General features: G+C 36.2%; 14 protein-coding genes and 3 pseudogenes. 6 read left to right on the top strand and 11 right to left on the bottom strand.

The features are described 5' to 3' along the window. Nucleotides 1–110 precede the first annotated feature (110 nt). From mutS to ABWU23_RS03165, 3 genes are all read right to left on the bottom strand, one after another. A complete protein-coding gene (gene mutS, locus ABWU23_RS03175; protein ID WP_253309115.1) occupies nucleotides 111–2,624 on the bottom strand; it encodes a DNA mismatch repair protein MutS in 2,514 nt (837 codons plus the stop codon). 598 nt (nucleotides 2,625–3,222) lie between these two features. Next, on the bottom strand, nucleotides 3,223–4,032 hold the full coding sequence (locus ABWU23_RS03170) for an ankyrin repeat domain-containing protein (RefSeq protein ID WP_353270793.1): 810 nt from the start codon (nucleotides 4,030–4,032) through the stop codon (nucleotides 3,223–3,225). A gap of 185 nt (nucleotides 4,033–4,217) precedes the next feature. Further along, nucleotides 4,218–5,321, bottom strand: coding sequence for a Fic family protein (locus tag ABWU23_RS03165; protein WP_353271036.1), 1,104 nt, complete (start codon nucleotides 5,319–5,321; stop codon nucleotides 4,218–4,220). A gap of 322 nt (nucleotides 5,322–5,643) precedes the next feature. Here ABWU23_RS03165 and ABWU23_RS03160 point away from each other — a divergent pair, with 322 nt between their 5' ends. The 6 genes from ABWU23_RS03160 (at nucleotide 5,644) to ABWU23_RS03135 (ending at nucleotide 10,370) form a co-directional block, all read left to right on the top strand. Beyond that, nucleotides 5,644–6,330 (top strand): TerC family protein, encoded by a 687-nt coding sequence (locus ABWU23_RS03160; RefSeq protein WP_353270792.1) that lies wholly within the window; start codon nucleotides 5,644–5,646, stop codon nucleotides 6,328–6,330. A gap of 79 nt (nucleotides 6,331–6,409) precedes the next feature. Beyond that, complete coding sequence (locus ABWU23_RS03155; protein ID WP_253309111.1) at nucleotides 6,410–6,730, top strand: DUF1016 N-terminal domain-containing protein; 321 nt, start codon at nucleotides 6,410–6,412, stop codon at nucleotides 6,728–6,730. A 16-nt stretch (nucleotides 6,731–6,746) separates the two neighbouring features. Further along, complete coding sequence (locus ABWU23_RS03150; RefSeq protein ID WP_353270791.1) at nucleotides 6,747–8,129, top strand: J domain-containing protein; 1,383 nt, start codon at nucleotides 6,747–6,749, stop codon at nucleotides 8,127–8,129. Continuing rightward, the gene (locus tag ABWU23_RS03145; protein ID WP_353270790.1) at nucleotides 8,069–8,803 is read left to right on the top strand and encodes a hypothetical protein; all 735 of its coding nucleotides are present in this window, start codon (nucleotides 8,069–8,071) and stop codon (nucleotides 8,801–8,803) included. Before ABWU23_RS03150 ends, ABWU23_RS03145 begins: the two co-directional genes overlap by 61 nt. Next, nucleotides 8,800–9,261 carry a hypothetical protein gene (locus ABWU23_RS03140; protein WP_353270789.1) on the top strand — a complete coding sequence of 154 codons (462 nt, stop codon included), beginning with the start codon at nucleotides 8,800–8,802 and terminating at the stop codon, nucleotides 9,259–9,261. The genes ABWU23_RS03145 and ABWU23_RS03140 overlap by 4 nt, the downstream gene beginning before the upstream one ends. 467 nt (nucleotides 9,262–9,728) lie before the next feature. After that, complete coding sequence (locus ABWU23_RS03135) at nucleotides 9,729–10,370, top strand: latrotoxin-related protein (protein WP_264732308.1); 642 nt, start codon at nucleotides 9,729–9,731, stop codon at nucleotides 10,368–10,370. A gap of 81 nt (nucleotides 10,371–10,451) precedes the next feature. On the opposite strand, the pseudogene ABWU23_RS03130 reads toward ABWU23_RS03135, so the two are convergent. The 8 genes and pseudogenes from ABWU23_RS03130 to ABWU23_RS03095 all read right to left on the bottom strand — a co-directional run bounded on the left by ABWU23_RS03130 (nucleotide 10,452) and on the right by ABWU23_RS03095 (nucleotide 16,304). Then, nucleotides 10,452–11,173 (bottom strand): annotated as a pseudogene (locus ABWU23_RS03130) (pyrimidine dimer DNA glycosylase/endonuclease V). Nucleotides 11,174–11,193: 20 nt separating this feature from the next. Next, entirely contained in the window at nucleotides 11,194–11,967 is a 774-nt protein-coding gene (locus ABWU23_RS03125; protein ID WP_353270788.1) for an Rpn family recombination-promoting nuclease/putative transposase, read from the bottom strand. Further along, a complete protein-coding gene (locus ABWU23_RS03120; RefSeq protein WP_353270730.1) occupies nucleotides 11,964–12,353 on the bottom strand; it encodes a group II intron maturase-specific domain-containing protein in 390 nt (129 codons plus the stop codon). Before ABWU23_RS03120 ends, ABWU23_RS03125 begins: the two co-directional genes overlap by 4 nt. 26 nt (nucleotides 12,354–12,379) lie before the next feature. Further along, nucleotides 12,380–13,228 carry a group II intron reverse transcriptase/maturase gene (gene ltrA, locus ABWU23_RS03115; protein WP_353271033.1) on the bottom strand — a complete coding sequence of 283 codons (849 nt, stop codon included), beginning with the start codon at nucleotides 13,226–13,228 and terminating at the stop codon, nucleotides 12,380–12,382. A gap of 41 nt (nucleotides 13,229–13,269) precedes the next feature. Continuing rightward, nucleotides 13,270–13,509 (bottom strand): reverse transcriptase N-terminal domain-containing protein, encoded by a 240-nt coding sequence (locus ABWU23_RS03110; protein ID WP_253309103.1) that lies wholly within the window; start codon nucleotides 13,507–13,509, stop codon nucleotides 13,270–13,272. 37 nt (nucleotides 13,510–13,546) lie between these two features. Further along, entirely contained in the window at nucleotides 13,547–13,690 is a 144-nt protein-coding gene (locus ABWU23_RS03105) for a hypothetical protein (protein WP_265016318.1), read from the bottom strand. A gap of 457 nt (nucleotides 13,691–14,147) precedes the next feature. Further along, a pseudogene (locus tag ABWU23_RS03100) lies at nucleotides 14,148–14,342 on the bottom strand (PD-(D/E)XK nuclease family transposase); the annotation flags it as partial. A gap of 168 nt (nucleotides 14,343–14,510) precedes the next feature. Further along, nucleotides 14,511–16,304, bottom strand: a pseudogene (locus ABWU23_RS03095) (reverse transcriptase domain-containing protein). Between the last annotated feature and the right edge of the window lie 475 nt (nucleotides 16,305–16,779).

The following is a 16,779-nucleotide window of genomic DNA, read 5'->3' as shown; positions in this document are numbered from 1 at the left end:
TTACTTGACACGTTTTGCCAGCCCCCTTATCATGACGTGTATAACAATGTTACAAAAAATAATATCATAGGGTTCTCTCTACTTTTTCTGGGTAAGATCAGAATTTCCTCTTAAGCCTTTAGCTCCTCAAATACTTCACTTGCTCTATTTAAAACAGAATCAGGAAAACCAGCAAGTTTTGCTACATGTATTCCATATGACTCATCTGCAATGCCTTCAATTACTTCATGTAGAAAGATAACCTCTCCGTTCCACTCTCTTATTTTTACACAAAAACATTTCACGTTCTTCAAGTATTTGCTTACTTTAGTTAATTCATGATAATGAGTTGCAAAAATGGCGCGGCACTTATTTACATTGTGAATATGTTCAATCACCGCCTGAGCAATAGATAAGCCATCATACACTCCTGTGCCCCTACCAATTTCATCAAGTATCACCAAGGAACGATCTGTTGCCTGATTTACTATCGTTGCTGTTTCGATCATCTCTACCATGAAGGTAGAATAACCAGCTGTTATATTATCTGTTGCACCAACCCTGCTAAATATCTTGTCAATCACTCCAATATGCGCACTCTCTGCTGGCACAAATGACCCCATGTGAGCTAAAACTGCAATGAGAGCGTTTTGCCTCAAGAAAGTGCTTTTTCCAGCCATATTAGGACCAGTAATTAGATGTATACCAGCTAAATTGATGCTATTTGCAATGAATTTATCGTTAACTTCAACCACTGGATGTCTTCCATTGCGAATATTGAACTCTTTACTGTCATCGATAATGGGTTTTACGTAATTATTTTGCACTGCAAGCTCCGCAAAAGTGGCTCTAATATCAAGTTTTGCCAAAGCATTTGCAGCAAGAGCAATTTTTTCAGATTCTTTAGCGACTTCACTACACAGTTCACTAAAAATTTTCACTTCTAAGCTGATTGCAGCATCACGTGCCGTAAGAATTTTATTTTCTAGTTCTTTCAATTCATTAGTAGTGTAGCGCATGCTATTTGCTAAGCTTTGCCTATGAATAAATATGTCCGAAGTTATTTTGTGATTTGCTGACACTTCAACGTAATAACCAAGTATATTGTTGTGTAATATTTTGAGTGCGGCAATGCCAGTTAGGTCGCGATAAGACTCACGGAGCTTAGTTACCAACTTGTTACTGTTGTTCAATATATAAGATAACTCAGATAATTCTGAGTTGTATTTTGGATTGATAAATCCTCCTTCTTTCACGGAACTGAGGTTATTATCAAGTATAGCGCTGTTTAGAAGCTCGAATAGATCTTTATGATTACCAAGACTTTTATGTATTGTGCTTAGTTCACTCTCGTCTGATTTTACTGTCATTCCAGCGCGTGACGCTGGAATCTGCATCTGGATTCCAGTGTCAGCTACTTGGATGACATATTGTTGTGGGAGAGATCCATTTTCACCTGATTCAATTTTACATAAGAACTCAGACAACTCTAAAGTTTTTTCTAGGCCTATTTTTAATAGGTTCATATCCTTTGGTGAACCACGCCCTAGTATTAAGCGCGATAAAGACCTCTCAATATCTGGAATGTTAGATAATATTTCTCGTATTTTTCTGCGTGGCTCATGATTATTTACAAAAAATTGAGCGGTGCTGAGCCTCAAATTGATTGCCTTGGAGCAAGCAAGTGGTGAAGCGAGCATTTGTTTGAGCAGGCGTCCACCAGAGGCTGTAACTGTGTGATCAATAACTGAAATTAGTGAACCTTTCTTTTCACCAAATTGAGTTGAAAACAACTCAAGATTTCTCCTTGCTGAAGCATCAATAAGCATGAAATTTTGTTGCTTATAGGTTTTTGGGAATTCAAGCCTTGGAATGGAGCCCCTTTGTGTTACTCTGACATATTCAAGCAGTGCACCGCACGCCATGATTTCTACTTTGCTGAAATTTCCTATACTCCCAAGTTCCCTGATTTTATAAAACTCGCATAACGTTCTGTGAGATTTACTATACTCAAAAAAACTCTGTGCGTGTTGTGTAATTGATATTTTATAATTTTTTAAAATCGATCTAATTTTTTCGTCCTCAGTGAATTTTTCAGAAATTAATAATTCTCTTGGTGATATACGCAATAAATCACTATCTAGAGCTTTCAAATTCGTTAAAGTGTGAAAAAATTTTCCCGTTGATAATTCAAGCCAACTAATAGCATATTCGTCATTTTGTTCAACTATGGATGCGAGATAATTATTGCTTTTATCCTCCAGTAGCGAATCTTCTATAATTGTACCTGGAGTTACAACTCGTACTACATCACGTTTTACTATGGATTTATAGCCCCTCTTTTTTGCTTCATCAGCAGTTTCTAATTGGTCACAGATTGCTACTTTGAATCCTAAATCTATTAGCTTGTGTAGGTAAGATTCGCTACTGTGTGCTGGCACTCCACACATTGGTATTTCTTGCCCATTTGAATTGCCCCTCTTGGTTAGCACTATATTCAGCAATTTCGCAGCTTTAATAGCATCATCGAAAAACAACTCATAAAAATCTCCTAGCCTATAAAATAGCAGATGATCCTTGTATTGAGCTTTCAGGTTCAAATATTGCTCCATCACAGGGGTGTTTTTTTCTCTTACGAAGCTCATAATATTTTTTAATATATTGTATTGGTAATAAATTCAATGTTATTATAGATTATATTGCACATGTGAATAACATAAATTTTAGATAGGTGTATAGAGGGGAAAATTTAAAACAATTAAATTTCTTGGATCCAAGTAGTCAGGACACTTGGATGACACCCTCCTTGTATGTATTATAGCTAAAGTGACTTACGACAATTTGAAAAACGACAAATTCGTCATTCCGCTACTAGTTAGCGGAATCTATACCGCGCATAGCTGTACGAACATTCATTTTTGAAGGTAAATTGCACAGCAAATGGTGTCATTCCAGTGCTTGACACTGGAATCCAGCTTCTATGCAACCTCATCAAAAACATTCATTTAGTGTAAGATCAGCTACTTTCCATGCTAGTTTGCTTGTGAACAAGCAAACTTTTCTGGATCCCAGTGTCAAGCACTGGGATGACATCATAGGGGCGCTGGGATGACACCCTCCTTGTGTGTATTATAGCTAAAGTGACTTACGACAATTTGAAAAACGACAAATTCGTCATTCCGCTACTAGTTAGCGGAATCTATACCGCGAATGAATCGCGGTATGACGTGTTGCTTGGGTCAGCTATACGTAGGTTGTGGCCCTTCTTTTTGCACCATCAACAGATATTTCAGAGCCAACAGTGCTAATAGTTTTTTCTATCGCTTTAGCCTGTTCATAGTCTTGACTCAAAAAATACATGGCCAGCCCAACAGCTATACTAGCAACAAGAACAGGTGCTATCATTACACCTAGTATCATACCACCAGAAAGACTTACTGCAACACACACACCAGCTCCAAGTACAACACCAAGAAAACCACCAATTATTACGCCAGGCACCAAACTGCCTATCATAGCGCTTTCTTTTTTCGTATTAGCTTGTTCTTTCATACTTTTAATAAGCACTTTTTTTGTTTCTCCTTGAGCTAAATCTAAAGGAATTTTATTATCCGCGTTTTGTATCAAAGGATTTGCACTATATGTAACAAGAAGGGTGATTATTTCTTCAGTTTTCTTACCTATAACTGCATGATGTAGTAATGTATTTCCCTTTTCATCTTTAAAGTTTATATGAGTACGAAGTTCCTCATCTAGATTTCTTATTGGGTTGTTTTTTGCATATATCCTAGGTTTTATTGCTCTATCTAAGCATTGTATCACTTGTTCTAGTGATTGCTCGCCAGGATTTTGTATAAAATGAAGCAGAATTTCGTGTACTATTGCTTCCTTTGTAGTTTTTTGGTATCGTAAAGCACATGCAAATGTGTCTTTATTAATAGTTATTTCTTTGTTTTGTTTAAGGAAATCTTTTAACTTTCCAACTCTATTTATACTGTGATTTTCGCTAGCAATTATCGATTGTAAAGTTTTTCTGTTATCGTCACCAGTCATGCTATCCTCCTTGATTTGATTGCATTACTCATTAATAAATAATATAATAAATCCTGCTAAAAGTCAAGCAATTAATTAATAAGTTAATATAATTCTCCAAAAGGAGCTCCTTACTTTTTGTTCAGCATGTCCATTGGATCAGACTCTTTAAGCTTGCTGTTTGCTGAATTTATTCATCACAATAGCTACAATGTGCTATCGAAGTTCTCTGTAATCTTAGTTGGTTCTTCTAGAATATTCAAAATATCAGTTGCACAATAAACCCGATCTCTCTTTCCTTGAGAAGTTTGTGAAACGATGCCTAAATCTTCAAGCTTTACGATTGCTCTTTGGGCTGTTGTAAATACGACACCTAAGTTTTCAACCACTTTCCTTATAGTAAAGTAAGGGTTTACAGCGAGATACCTTACAATACCACTCGCAACTCCCTCAGTTTTAGAACTAACTTCAGTTTGCCAATTTGCAATCAAAATGTTAATTCGTTCTGCTCTTGACAATGCATCCAATGATTGCAGTACTACACCATTTAAGAAATAAGAGAACCAATCATGCCACGTGCCTCTGTTGCTTATATTGTAAAGTTGGTCATAATACTCACTTTTTGTAGCTTCAAAAAATGCACTTAAGTATAACAGAGGTAATGGTAATAATTTTCTTTCGATCAGAAGTAATGTTATTAATAAACGTCCAATACGTCCATTGCCGTCCAAGAATGGGTGAATCGCTTTAAATTGATAATGACATAGAGCTATATGTATAAGTGGGGGTAATGTTCTATCATGTAAAAATTTTTCAAAAGAGTCCAAGCAACCCATCAATTCACCTGGCATTGGTGGCACATATTTTGCTGTGTCTATTGTACATCCTGGGCTTCCAATCCAATTTTGCACTCGGCGAAATTCTCCTGGAGTTGCGTGAGAACCTCTTACACCTTGCATAAGTTTTCCGTGAATTTCTTTAACCAACTGAAGCGACAATGGAAAAGATTGTAAACGTTTTAGTCCATAATCGAGCGCTGATATATAATTGCGTACTTCTTGTAAATCATCGGGATTGCGATCTACATTAGCACCTGCTTCTTGAGCCAAAATTTCACCAAGAGTTGCTTGAGTTCCCTCGATTCTACTTGAAAGAACTGCTTCACGTGCTATAAAGGGTCGTATGAGAAGATGAGGGTTAGGCAATTTAGCTCCTTCCCTGGATAACATACCCAAAATATGATCTGCTCTGGAAAGACTATTAACTAAATCATTGTCCCATTCAAATTTTGGTGGCAAGGGGTTAGGTATAAATGCCTGATAACCAGCGAATACTTTGCCTGATGGTGATCCTTTAATATATATTCATTCAACCTAGTACACTATTTTTATAGTATATATTATTTTCAAATAAAGTCAAAAATGAAAATAAGGCTTTATCTTATTTGCGTGCATGAAAATAAGAAACTCTCTTATTGTCGATTTTGCTCAAAAACAAAAATAGAAGAAGCTGCTGAACTTTATATTAGCAGTTATCCTGTTTTTCTGGAGAGCTGCTATAAAACTTCTGAGTGAAGTCACTTAATTTTTACACATCTATTGTAGAGTAAGAAGAGCCGAATTTGGGACAAAAATGCTAGCTGATGCTTGGACTTTACTGACACTTACACTACTTGAAACTATACTTAGTGTAGACAATTTAATCTTTATTTCTCTAGCAATAGATAAGGTACCAAATGCGCTGAGAGAAAGAGTGCGCCTTATGGGCCTTGGATTAGCGCTATTAATGCGTTTTGTAATACTATTTTTTACATCATCTATATTGTCAATGCAAAAACCTATATTTCACACTGCATCGCTAAATATTTTAGCAAGGGATTTACTTATGATCGCAGGGGGATTATTCCTTATTGTTAAAAGCTCTATGGAGTTATGGGATGACATCTTTGTATGTAAGAAAAATAAAAAGAAAGCAAACGTTAAATCAAAATTTTTTTTAGTTGTGCTACAAATTATATTAATAGATTTAGTTTTTTCAGTTGATTCGATATTAACTGCTATAGCATTAACTTATAACATGATAATAATTGCTACAGCATTTACATTTTCCATGCTAGCAATGCTGTTTTTATCAAGTTATACCGCCCAGTTAATCAAATCTAACCCAGGTTTAAAAGTAATTGCTATCTTATTTATTTTACTTGTCGGTGTGTACCTCATACTTCATGGATTTCATATAGAATTACCAAAAGGATATTTGTATTCTTCATTTATGTTTGCACTGCTTGTGGAAGTTATAAGCAAAATAAAGAAAACGTAGTGTGTAGATATAGCCTCACTCAAGCGAGATTTTCCTGTGGATTTAAGGTAATAAGAGGAAGTAGTAATGTTTTTTCGGGGTGAAAGTAACCTCTTGCATACATAAGTTTTTGTGCCATAATGGTTCTTTATTGAAAATAGCGTTGATGGATATCACTACTAGCTTATTAGGGGATATTAGTAATTTAATAGATAGAGCAAAGAATCATCTTGCTACACATTTCAATTCTACTCTAGTATTGTTAAATTGGGAAATTGGCTTCAGAATTGGTCAAGATATCTTAAAGCACAAACGTGCAGACTATGGCAAACGAATCATCTCCCAACTTGCAAAAGAACTTCAGATTAAATATGGACGTGGGTTTGATAGAGCTTCATTGTTTCGGATGGTGCAAATATAGGAATGGGGAGAAATTGATGAAACATGCATCCAGTTTGCCTGAGTGGCAAAAAAATGTTGTTGAGTTCTTATCTAGTCGTAGAAAGTATCGGTTATTTGGATGGGAGTTTGGTCCAATTTTATTTGATGAGTTATATAGGATAAGGGATTATCGCACAGACTATATAAGAGTTGGAGCTTTTTTCACTCCTATAGTTGCTTTTTCTGCTGGGCTTGTTTCATTTGTATCAACACGCAGGGTATATCTTGCTGCAGTAGTAACTTCTAGCCTAATAGTACTAGGGATTATAACTACACTTGCCGTTGACTATCAAATGACAAAAAGAAAGGCTGGGGTGGTAAGCCAAGAGGATTGTGTTAAATTGCTGAAAGCACTAGAGAGAATGCCGCAGTATTGGTGGTGGCCATGGAGTAAACAGATAGAGGATATTACGATCACTGAAGAACAAATAAATAGAGCAGTGAACTACAATGATTACTCGATTGCTTCACGCTTAATCTATTCCTTATTTACTAACGTTGCGTTGCATCAACTTTACGTTGCAAGGCTAAGTTATCTTTATAGTTATCATAAACTTGGAGGGAAAATGGTATTAGGGTTTGATATAATAGGTTCATGTAAAAAATTACTACAAAGCAACAATCTTATTTCTAGTGATGAAAAAGTACCTGAAACTGCACAGGAAGCATATAGGGAAGAAAATAGGTTAGAAGAGGCAAGTAGGATTGATAAATTAGTCAGGACCATATGTAGAGTTGATAACAAAGAATTGAGTTTAAGTCAGGCACTTGATTTATTGCAAAAAAAGTGGATGCCATTTTATCTTGATAAAAGCTTGGGTGGAGTGAGAAAAAAAACAAAGAGTGAAGAGGAACATAACAAATATTTTGAAAGTCTTATTAAACAATTTAGGAACTTATCATTAAAGCACCATCCAGACAAGGGAAAAGTTAAAGATGAAGAAATGCAAAAAATAATTAACCAGACTACAAAAGCTCTGAGGAATATACATTCATACATCATGCAGGATGAGACGTTTATTCTCAATAAAGACTGTTACTTATTGTATGGAATGTATAACCGCATACCATTAAGCACATTAAGTAGTGATGAAAAAGATATATCTAGAGTAGTAAAGGTGTCGTCCATAGATGGAATGTCTGCTTTGTTTGAGTTGAGTCGCTTGGCTGATCAGGAAGAAGAATTTTTGATGAGGGCAAGAAATAGGTACTTAAAAGATGCAAAGGCATCTGTTGAATTCCTTTGTGAAAAGTTGTTGGCAATAAAGAACATAACATATAAAGAAATTGAGTCTTTAAGCAACGTTATAGAAGTAAGATGGAAGGAGTTGATAGTGCTTATAATGGGTATGTGGAGGAATATTATAAACGTTGGGTAGATTACTTAGAGTCTTTGAATGCTCGTTGTGAAAAATCTGAGTTGCTTGAGGTAATAAAGGAAGCAGTAGAAAAGTTCTTAAAAGAGAGCAAGGAACAATATGAAATGCTAGTAGGGCAATCTTATGGCGTGAATCCAGATGAGAATTTTGTACTACCTATGTTAGACTATTTTACTTTGATGGAAGCATACTATAAGTTTGCTACTAAACTACTTAAGGACAAAAAGAATTGCTATAGTCTTCAGGGTTATCGTTTCGACTCAGATGCTCTTGATAAGATAAGTTCCATACTGAAAGAAAGTAAAGATAGCAAGGAAGTTTTGAAAGAAAAAAGCAAAGAAGAGGTAGAGGGTGAATCATCGCATGAAGAGAGAATAGAGAAGAAAAATCAATTATCTTATAAAGATAACATAAAGGAGGATAAGTTATCCTACAGAGAATTACTATTTCATACAAGAGCTATGGTAAATTCCTATGTTAAGAATGATGATAATGAATTAAATGAAGAGGTAAAGAGATCCTATAAGGAATCGAAGGTAGGTAAAGTACCGACTAAAGAAGAAATAGGAAATGTAATAGTATTCATGTTAAAACGCTTAGAGGAATTATTGAGTAATAGATTTCAAAGCAAGAAAACAGCTTTCCAAAGGCAAAGAGAAGAATTAAGCAATTGAAAGAAGAACGAGAGAAATCAGAAGAAGAATTAAGACAAGCAAAACACAAAGCAGAACTTACTGAGGAGGTAAGTGATCTTTTTACGAAAAGGTTATCTGACTTCAACATGGATAGTAAATTAGGGAAAGCAATATTGAAAGATCAAAGAAAGATTAAACGGAAGATTGTGAAGTGTATTATGGAGTACAACTTTTCTCTAGAGCAGGTGCTAGGTGCAATAATGGAAGGAATAAAGTTTAATGAAGAACGAGTTGTAAGAGAAGGCGCTGTTAGTGATGAATTGATAGAAGTAGTTATAAGAAACTTTTTGACTATTAATGAAATAGTTGAAGAAATGGTAGAGAAGGTAGTAATAGAAGTTGATAACAGTACTGTTTTGCAAGATATGCAGGCGCCAAGCTCTGTATTTAACAATGTAACTAATGAACCAATTGCAGGACCTTCTTGTAGGAGATAAGAGTTTTAAAGTTTGTGAAAAACTTGGATTTGTGGCTATTATTTTGTATGCTCTTTTTATCATAAAAAGTATTACTTTTATAAAAACACAAGTCCCTTTAGCGTCACAAAAAATTTGTTCATTTACTTTTCCAAAAATCACAAAAAAGTACCTACCTTTGTGAGAACAATTTAAATAAAAGCAGCGTTGTGAAAATAAAAACGCAAAATTGTTGCAACAAAGCCAAACAAATTAGTTCATATCTAAATGTGGCAAAAGTAGGTTAATATAGCTGACTTTATAGTATAGTAGAATTATTATATAGAAAAGTTCGAACGTATTGTTTGGTAAAGGAAAGAAACTACAAAACAATTCAAGTAGCAAACTCTTCGATGGAAGTAGAGAATGGGAACCGTAGCCGTCGTTCTATCAATCAACCTTATTTAAAACCACTTTTGTTCCAGATCCGAGGTTGGTTTGTAAACATAATGAGTCGATTATCTTTTCAAAGCGTTTCCAACAAGCAGACTCTATTATCAGCGCCTTTAGTAAATAAAGAATTTGTAAAAGGAATTGACGATAAAACTAAAGTGGTGCCAGACATTAGAAGCATTTCAGCACAATCTGATATAAATGGAAGAATACTATTAGCTGATATGTTGCTGGCCAAGAGAGGTAAAAGACAAATGTATACTTCTTCAGCAGATAAACAGATTTCTTTGCAAGAGGCACAAGGCTATTCATTAAATATCGTAGATAAGTTTGAAGCAGAACTAAAACAAGCAGCTTTTCGTTGTGGTATATCGGTACAACAATTAAAAATTAATTTTCAAGAAGTACAATTAAGTGTACTTAAGAAAGTCATAGCGGGAAACTATCATGAAATCTCAGGTATGCTGTACTCATATGCAGAAAAAGCTTGTCCAGCATTAGAGCAAAAGGAGAAATTCTCAATGTCTTTTAAAGGTAAAATCGAGCAAATGTTGCAGAAAGAAATGATGCCTTTACTGGACAAAGCAAATGTTGATCCTTCATCAGTAAGTACTAATAAAGCTGTAGCTCTATCTGGTCCTAGAACCAATTTAAATAACGTATCAATTACAACTAATTCTACTGAATTGATCAGATAGAGCCTGAGTGAAGGAAGGAGCAGGTGTTTGCATTTTTTGTGGCTACTTGCTCCTACTGTTTCTCTAACTAATGTTGATTGATCAGAAAGTCTGTTTGATTTCGTCAAGGGAAAGTCCGGTGATTTCAGCTATAACATCTATAGAGACAACGGCCTTAAGTGAATTTTTTGCCACTGCTATTTTAGCTTTCATTTCACCTTTTTCTTCGCCGATTAGGATGCCTTTTTCATGTCCGATTTGGATGGCTTCTCTATTTATGAGCTGTATTAGCTGTGGTATTACGTAGCAGGATTTCCTATTATCCAATCTGGTGCTCCTCTGCCATTTTCCCACTTAGCAAATCTCATCTTTTCCTTGAGATAATATCTCCTATAAGCTTCCACAGAACTGCTGCATTTATACTGATCCGGCAGTGCTTATATAAAAGCTTGCATATCAGTTGATCGAAAAATGAGTAAATCCTTATTACTATCACACCAATTTATTACTTCCTCTGATTTATGCTTTCTTTTGTATCGCCAAGTGTACTCTTTACATAATTCTCTTCCGTACTCTATCAACCAACAAAAATTCCCTTTCGATTGCCTAGCCCACAAAGAACAAGGATGATTGTTGTGAGTCAGTTTATATGGGACTTCTATATTCTGATTTATGATACTGACAAAAGGATTTGGCACTTTCAATGCTGTTGAAAAAACATTACTCAATAATTGAGCAGTTTCTAATGGCATTTTTACTATATGCTTATCACATAACATTTGAGCCGCAATTGCTGGGTTTTCATCTAGTATAAAGATGTTCATCTATACACCCAAAGATAGAATTAGCTTAAGTCTTTGACTTCGTTAACTGTAAGACCAGTAGTTTGAGCTATAATATCAATAGAAACCCCTGCTTTAAGTAGATTCTTTGCAACTGCTATTTTAGCTTTCATTTCACCTTTTTCTTCGCCGATTTGGATGCCCTCTTGTCTACCTTCTTGTTTAGCATCATCAATTTTTTGAGCGAGGACAGCCTGTTCATCAAGAATACGTTTTATTTCCTGTTCGTAGGCAATAAATTCTTTCTCTGACCAATTGAATCTATTTAGCTCTTCATAGGCCTTTTTAATTATTACATCACTACCTATTATTTTTTCCAGCTCTTCTTCACTAGTCTCATCTGCATATTTAAAGAAGTATATCCATTTTTCAACTATATTTTCTAACTGATCTTCTTTTGTTTTCGGAAATTTTGGCAATTCAATAAATATAAAATAAAAATCTTTTAGATCGTGTTCATTAGTGTCTTCATCTCGAATAGTATGCTTTGATTTGTACTCAGATTTATTAGGAAACAGTACACAATCTGCTATAGCAATGAAGATAATTTCCTTAAGGTCATGGTATTGATCGCCCTTGTCAGCCTGTCTTGAATAGGCTTTGGCAGCATAGTATTGGGCGCGTTTTTCAAAGCCTTTAGTTTTAGCGACCTGGTTAGGTAAGGAAGTAGTATTACTACTACTCCCTCCCTTAGAAACGCAGCATGCAGGTTTCCCAGCACTGCGCTTGAGCCCCTTATCTAAGTTCTTCTTTTCTCGAACCGGCTTGTCTTTCATGATTCCTCGGAAAACAGCATCTTTAGTGGTGACACTAACAGTAGAGAACCTTCTCTTGAGAAAGAGCTTGCTAACATTCTTGTTCGTTTCACTCTTTTATCAAAATACTTTTTCCATTTTAAGTCAAGTGGATTTGTATCCGCCCTGATTTTAATATGACGTCTAATAGGAATATCGCTTAGTTTGAGTAAGCTCATAAACCTTATTTCCTTTGGTTTGTTCTTGCATACAGAAGTAGCAAAGACCCATTGACGATGATTCGTTACTTTGAAGTAGCGATTCTTTATCCAACGTAACCCTTTACGGGGATGTCTTTTCTTTGCCCATTTCCATAAACTATGCCAAATTTCATTGTCGATCTTACTAAACGCTTTTTTAGCACACACATGACGGTAATAGTTTCCCCATCCTCTTAGTAAGGATTGAGTGATTTAATTACTACAGCTTGTGAACTACCTATATTTGCTTTTATTAATGCACGCGCTTTTTTAAGAAACCTCTTAACACTTTCCTTCGAAGGCGTAATAATTAATTTCTTGCTGTATCTACGTACATTACAACCGAGAAAATCGAACCCTTTTGTAATAAATGTAATCTTTGTCTTTTCTTCTGACAGAGCTAGACCTCTCTCACAAAGGAAGGATGATACTAATGGCTTGACTTCATCTTCCAGTACTTCACATGTGTTTCCTGAGATGATAAAGTCATCTGCGTATCTGATTAAATTTACTCCACTTCTGATTTTTTCTCTTCTTTTGCTACCTAGTTTACCAAAACGACTTTCTAATAATTTTTCAAGACCATCTAAGGTAAAGTTAGCTAGTACTGGAGAGATTATACCTCCTTGCGGGGTACCAGCAGTTGTGGGGTACAAGGTTTTTGATTCTAGGAAACCAGCCTTTAACCAACTATGGAGAATTTTTCTCTCCATAGGAATGTGCTTCATAAGCCATTCATGGTTAATGTTGTCAAAGCACCCTTTGATATCACCTTCTAGTATCCATTGTGGTCGATTGCGCCTTGCCAGTAATAAGTGACAAGCAACAATAGCATCTGCGCAGGATCTTTTAGATCTAAAGCCATAAGAGTGACGATCACTGATTGTTTCAGCTATCGGTTCCAGAGCAAACAAATATAATGCTTGCATGGCTCTATCTTTTATCGTGGGTATTCCAAGAGGTCTTCTTTTGCCATTAGATTTACTGATATAAATTCGTTTTAGCGGAGAAGGTTTATACCCTCTTTGTTTTAACTGCTTTATTCCTTGAAATTTAGCATTGTAAGTTGACCATAGTTGACGATCTACACCTGCTGTGTTTTTCCTTGGTTTTCAGTTACTCTTTTAATGGCTAAAGCTTTTCCACTAAAAGAGCGTGTTAAGAGATGTTGTAAAGATTTTACCTTACTCCATCTTCCTTCTTGAACAGCCTTAACAATACGCCTTTGTAGCCTCATAACAACCTTTTGGCATTTCTTCCATGGCAACTGGTTCCATGCTTCGGAGCTGTTGGTAGGTGCACTTACAGTTTTACTTGTAATCATCTGCTTTCCTACCTTAAGTGGTTGACAAAGTTTCTTGTCACGAGGGACCAAATGGAAGTCTGCTCGTTTTCACGCGAATTAATGTTACAAATTCTATCCATTTCGTTACAAAATGGCATTCGCTTTCTCCATTTTCCTTTACCTGCATTTTCATCAGCGTTCCTTGCGGTTTGCTTGCCATATAGGCGGAAATACAGGCTTACCCTGTTCCTTCTGTCATACAACAGTGGGTTAGGTGACTTCTCTATACCGGTGGAGTTATTATTTGCGTACATCTAGAGATGAAAAATGTAACTTATCCACATTACCTTTTGGTCAGAGCTTATCAGCATCTTTAGCTCTTCAATTTTTACGATACTTACGAAGCTTCACTTACGTTCACCATACCACTAGCCTAGCCCTCCAACCACATGATGCTTGTAGTTTATGCTCCTCTTACGATTACGCATCTTCTTTTTTCAAGAGGAGGGAGTTTCATTGTCCGCATCGCTCGGCACCAACCGGTTACCCGATTCGCACTGATGCGTAGACTCATATGGCAAAACATCTGGTTTAATAAGTTTTAGAATTCTTTCAGTTTCTTTCTGAAGGAATTCCTCTCCCTTTAAACAATATGACCGAAGACTTTCAGGTCGCACCATCTCGCAAATGTATTGAGCACCTGTAGAATCTCTACAGAGAACATCAACAATACTTTGCTTTTTAGCGGCGATATCAGGGTCTTGAATAGTACTTAAAAACTCTATATCCTGTATTGCATTTTTGCCAGCAAAACCCAGAATATCATTGAGGAAGTGAATGAGGATATCTTTATTCTTTTCAGTACCAAAGATACGGCGAAAGGCGAGGAGAGTAGACCAGGAAAACTTCCTTCCTGGCCCCTCGCAGAACCCTACGTGAGGTAGAGTGGGCAGCCAGCGAGTTACTTGTTAAGTACTTTTCCAACAACCCCTCTCCGAACCACGCATGATCGTTTCCGTATCACGTGGCTCTCCAATAATCTAACGTTTTAAGGAGTCACCATCATATTTTCCATATTGGATTTTCTTATGGCATTCATGACAAACAACAAGAGTCTTCCTCTGTCGTTCAATCATTCTCTTTTTCCATTTCGGTAGCTCAGTATTACGTTTACCTAGCAAATCAGCAAGTTTACGTACGTGATGTACTTCAATCTGCTCTTGTGATTTACATAATTCACAAGTTTGTGCCAATAGTCTTTGCTCTATTTCACTACGCTTATTCCATATTGGTATAAGGTTATCACTTATACTTACCCATTTATTCCATTTTAGTGACACAGCACCAAAGTGTGTAATTAATGGTATCTTTGATGGTAAACGATCTACTCTGACTTGGATGACTTTTCGTTTTTCACCTTCGTCGTTTTCAATCATTGCACCAAATTTTCTATAAATTTTCCTGCAAGTTGTTTTGTATTTAGATGCTAAAGTCTTTACTAATGATACTTCCATCACATACTTCAAATAACTTAGTGTGTGAAGGTTGTAGGCCATTTTGTAATATTATACAATTCCTCGATATTCAGTTTGATACTGAGCAACAATACTGTAAGCTGTATCAAGTGTACGTTGAGGTAAATGTATAGGCTTTCCACAACGCATATATTCAGAACACTTTTTCTGCTTTATATGATGTGGTACACGTAACCCAATACTACCGTTAATACATCGTTGTGTCCGATGATCATGTTTATCATCTGCATGCAAGACGTGTATTTTATAACCTAAAAAATTGGCTTTGCTATCACACGCGTGTGTAATAAGCGTTTTATCTTCATTAAGCATAAGTTTGAGCTCCTCATTGAGGAATTTAGCAATCTCATTTTTAATTTGTTCAGCTTCATTTTTTGGTCCTGCAAACCCTACCAGAATATCATCAGCATACCTAACATACCAAAGACGTCGATAATTTAGATCACAAGAATCCTTAGATGGCATACCCTGCACTAATTGACGCAGTTGTTTTGCTTGATCCCAGTTCCCTTGTTTTCTCATCATCGATACTTGCATGGTTAACCTTAAATATTTTGGATTTGTCTTTCTTCGCTTACCTCGGTTATTTGCTGGTATTAGTATATGTTCCACATGTTTATCTAACCGATCGAGTAATATGTTACTCAAAATTGGACCAATAATAGAACCTTGTGGTACCCCACTATGACTCTTATTGTACTTCCAATTTTCCATATATCCTGCTTTTAGCAGTCGATTGATTAGCTGAATAAAACGGTTATCTTGGAAGCTTTCACTCAGTATTTTCAACAACATAGTATGATCAATTGAGTCATAACATGCACTGAGATCTCCCTCTATAAACCATTTTGTACCTCTGCCTTTTTGCATTACTGCTCTTAATGCAGTGTGGCATCCACGTTTTGGTCGAAATCCATGTGAACATTCACTAAATTTAGGCTCATAGTAGGCTTCCAATATTAATCGGATTACTTCTTGAAGTAACTTATTTGACCATGTTGGCAATCCTAACGGCCTGCGTTTACCACTCTTCTTTAAAATATAGATACGTTTTACTGGTGTCCACCGATATCGCTCATAGCGTAAATCCTCTATGATTTTATCGATTTTCTCCAAAGACATACCATCAACTGTTTCAGTTGTCACACCTTCTGTCATAGCACCTTTATTACGACAAAGTTTGCCATACGCTCGAAGGTAAAGATCACGCTGATAAAGTAGGCGATATACGTTTTTAACCGGCAAATTTCTTTGTCCACGTTCACGTATAATGTTAAGTATTGTTTCAGCTTTCCGCATCTTGCGTACCTCCCAATTTCAACATTCAATTATCTGTCACCCTTTGCCCTGTATGTGGCTTTCCCACGCTCCCCGGTGATTCGTTACTTTCACGACTACTACGATGACTCCGTAACCATAGAACTCGCGTTCCTTAGGTCATCCCATGTTCCGTCACTAAGAACTGTTCTAGATCAACTTAGGTTTTCCATTCATCCTCTTAAATAAGTTCACTACTTATCGTTCTACAGCCAGAATGTCACACAAACGAAAGTTTAATCTGTGCTTACCGTAGACATGGGGTTTTAAATGCGATACCCATGGATGTGAAGTCCCACCCCTGAAGATTAGAATTCAAGCAGTTTAGCTTTAACCATATTGATCAGGTGTTGCAAGCCGTTATCTTACACATCTTCAGATAACTCTCGCTTTACATACATGCTCTTGTCCTCCTTCCCTTTCGGGTTAAAGTTAGTTGTTCACCTCGAGGCCATTT

Origin of the sequence: Wolbachia endosymbiont (group A) of Hedychridium roseum (assembly GCF_964028325.1) — a bacterium.
Lineage (GTDB): Bacteria > Pseudomonadota > Alphaproteobacteria > Rickettsiales > Anaplasmataceae > Wolbachia.
The sequence above is the reverse complement of the archived record's forward strand: the minus strand, read 5'-3'. Positions and strand labels throughout refer to the sequence as shown.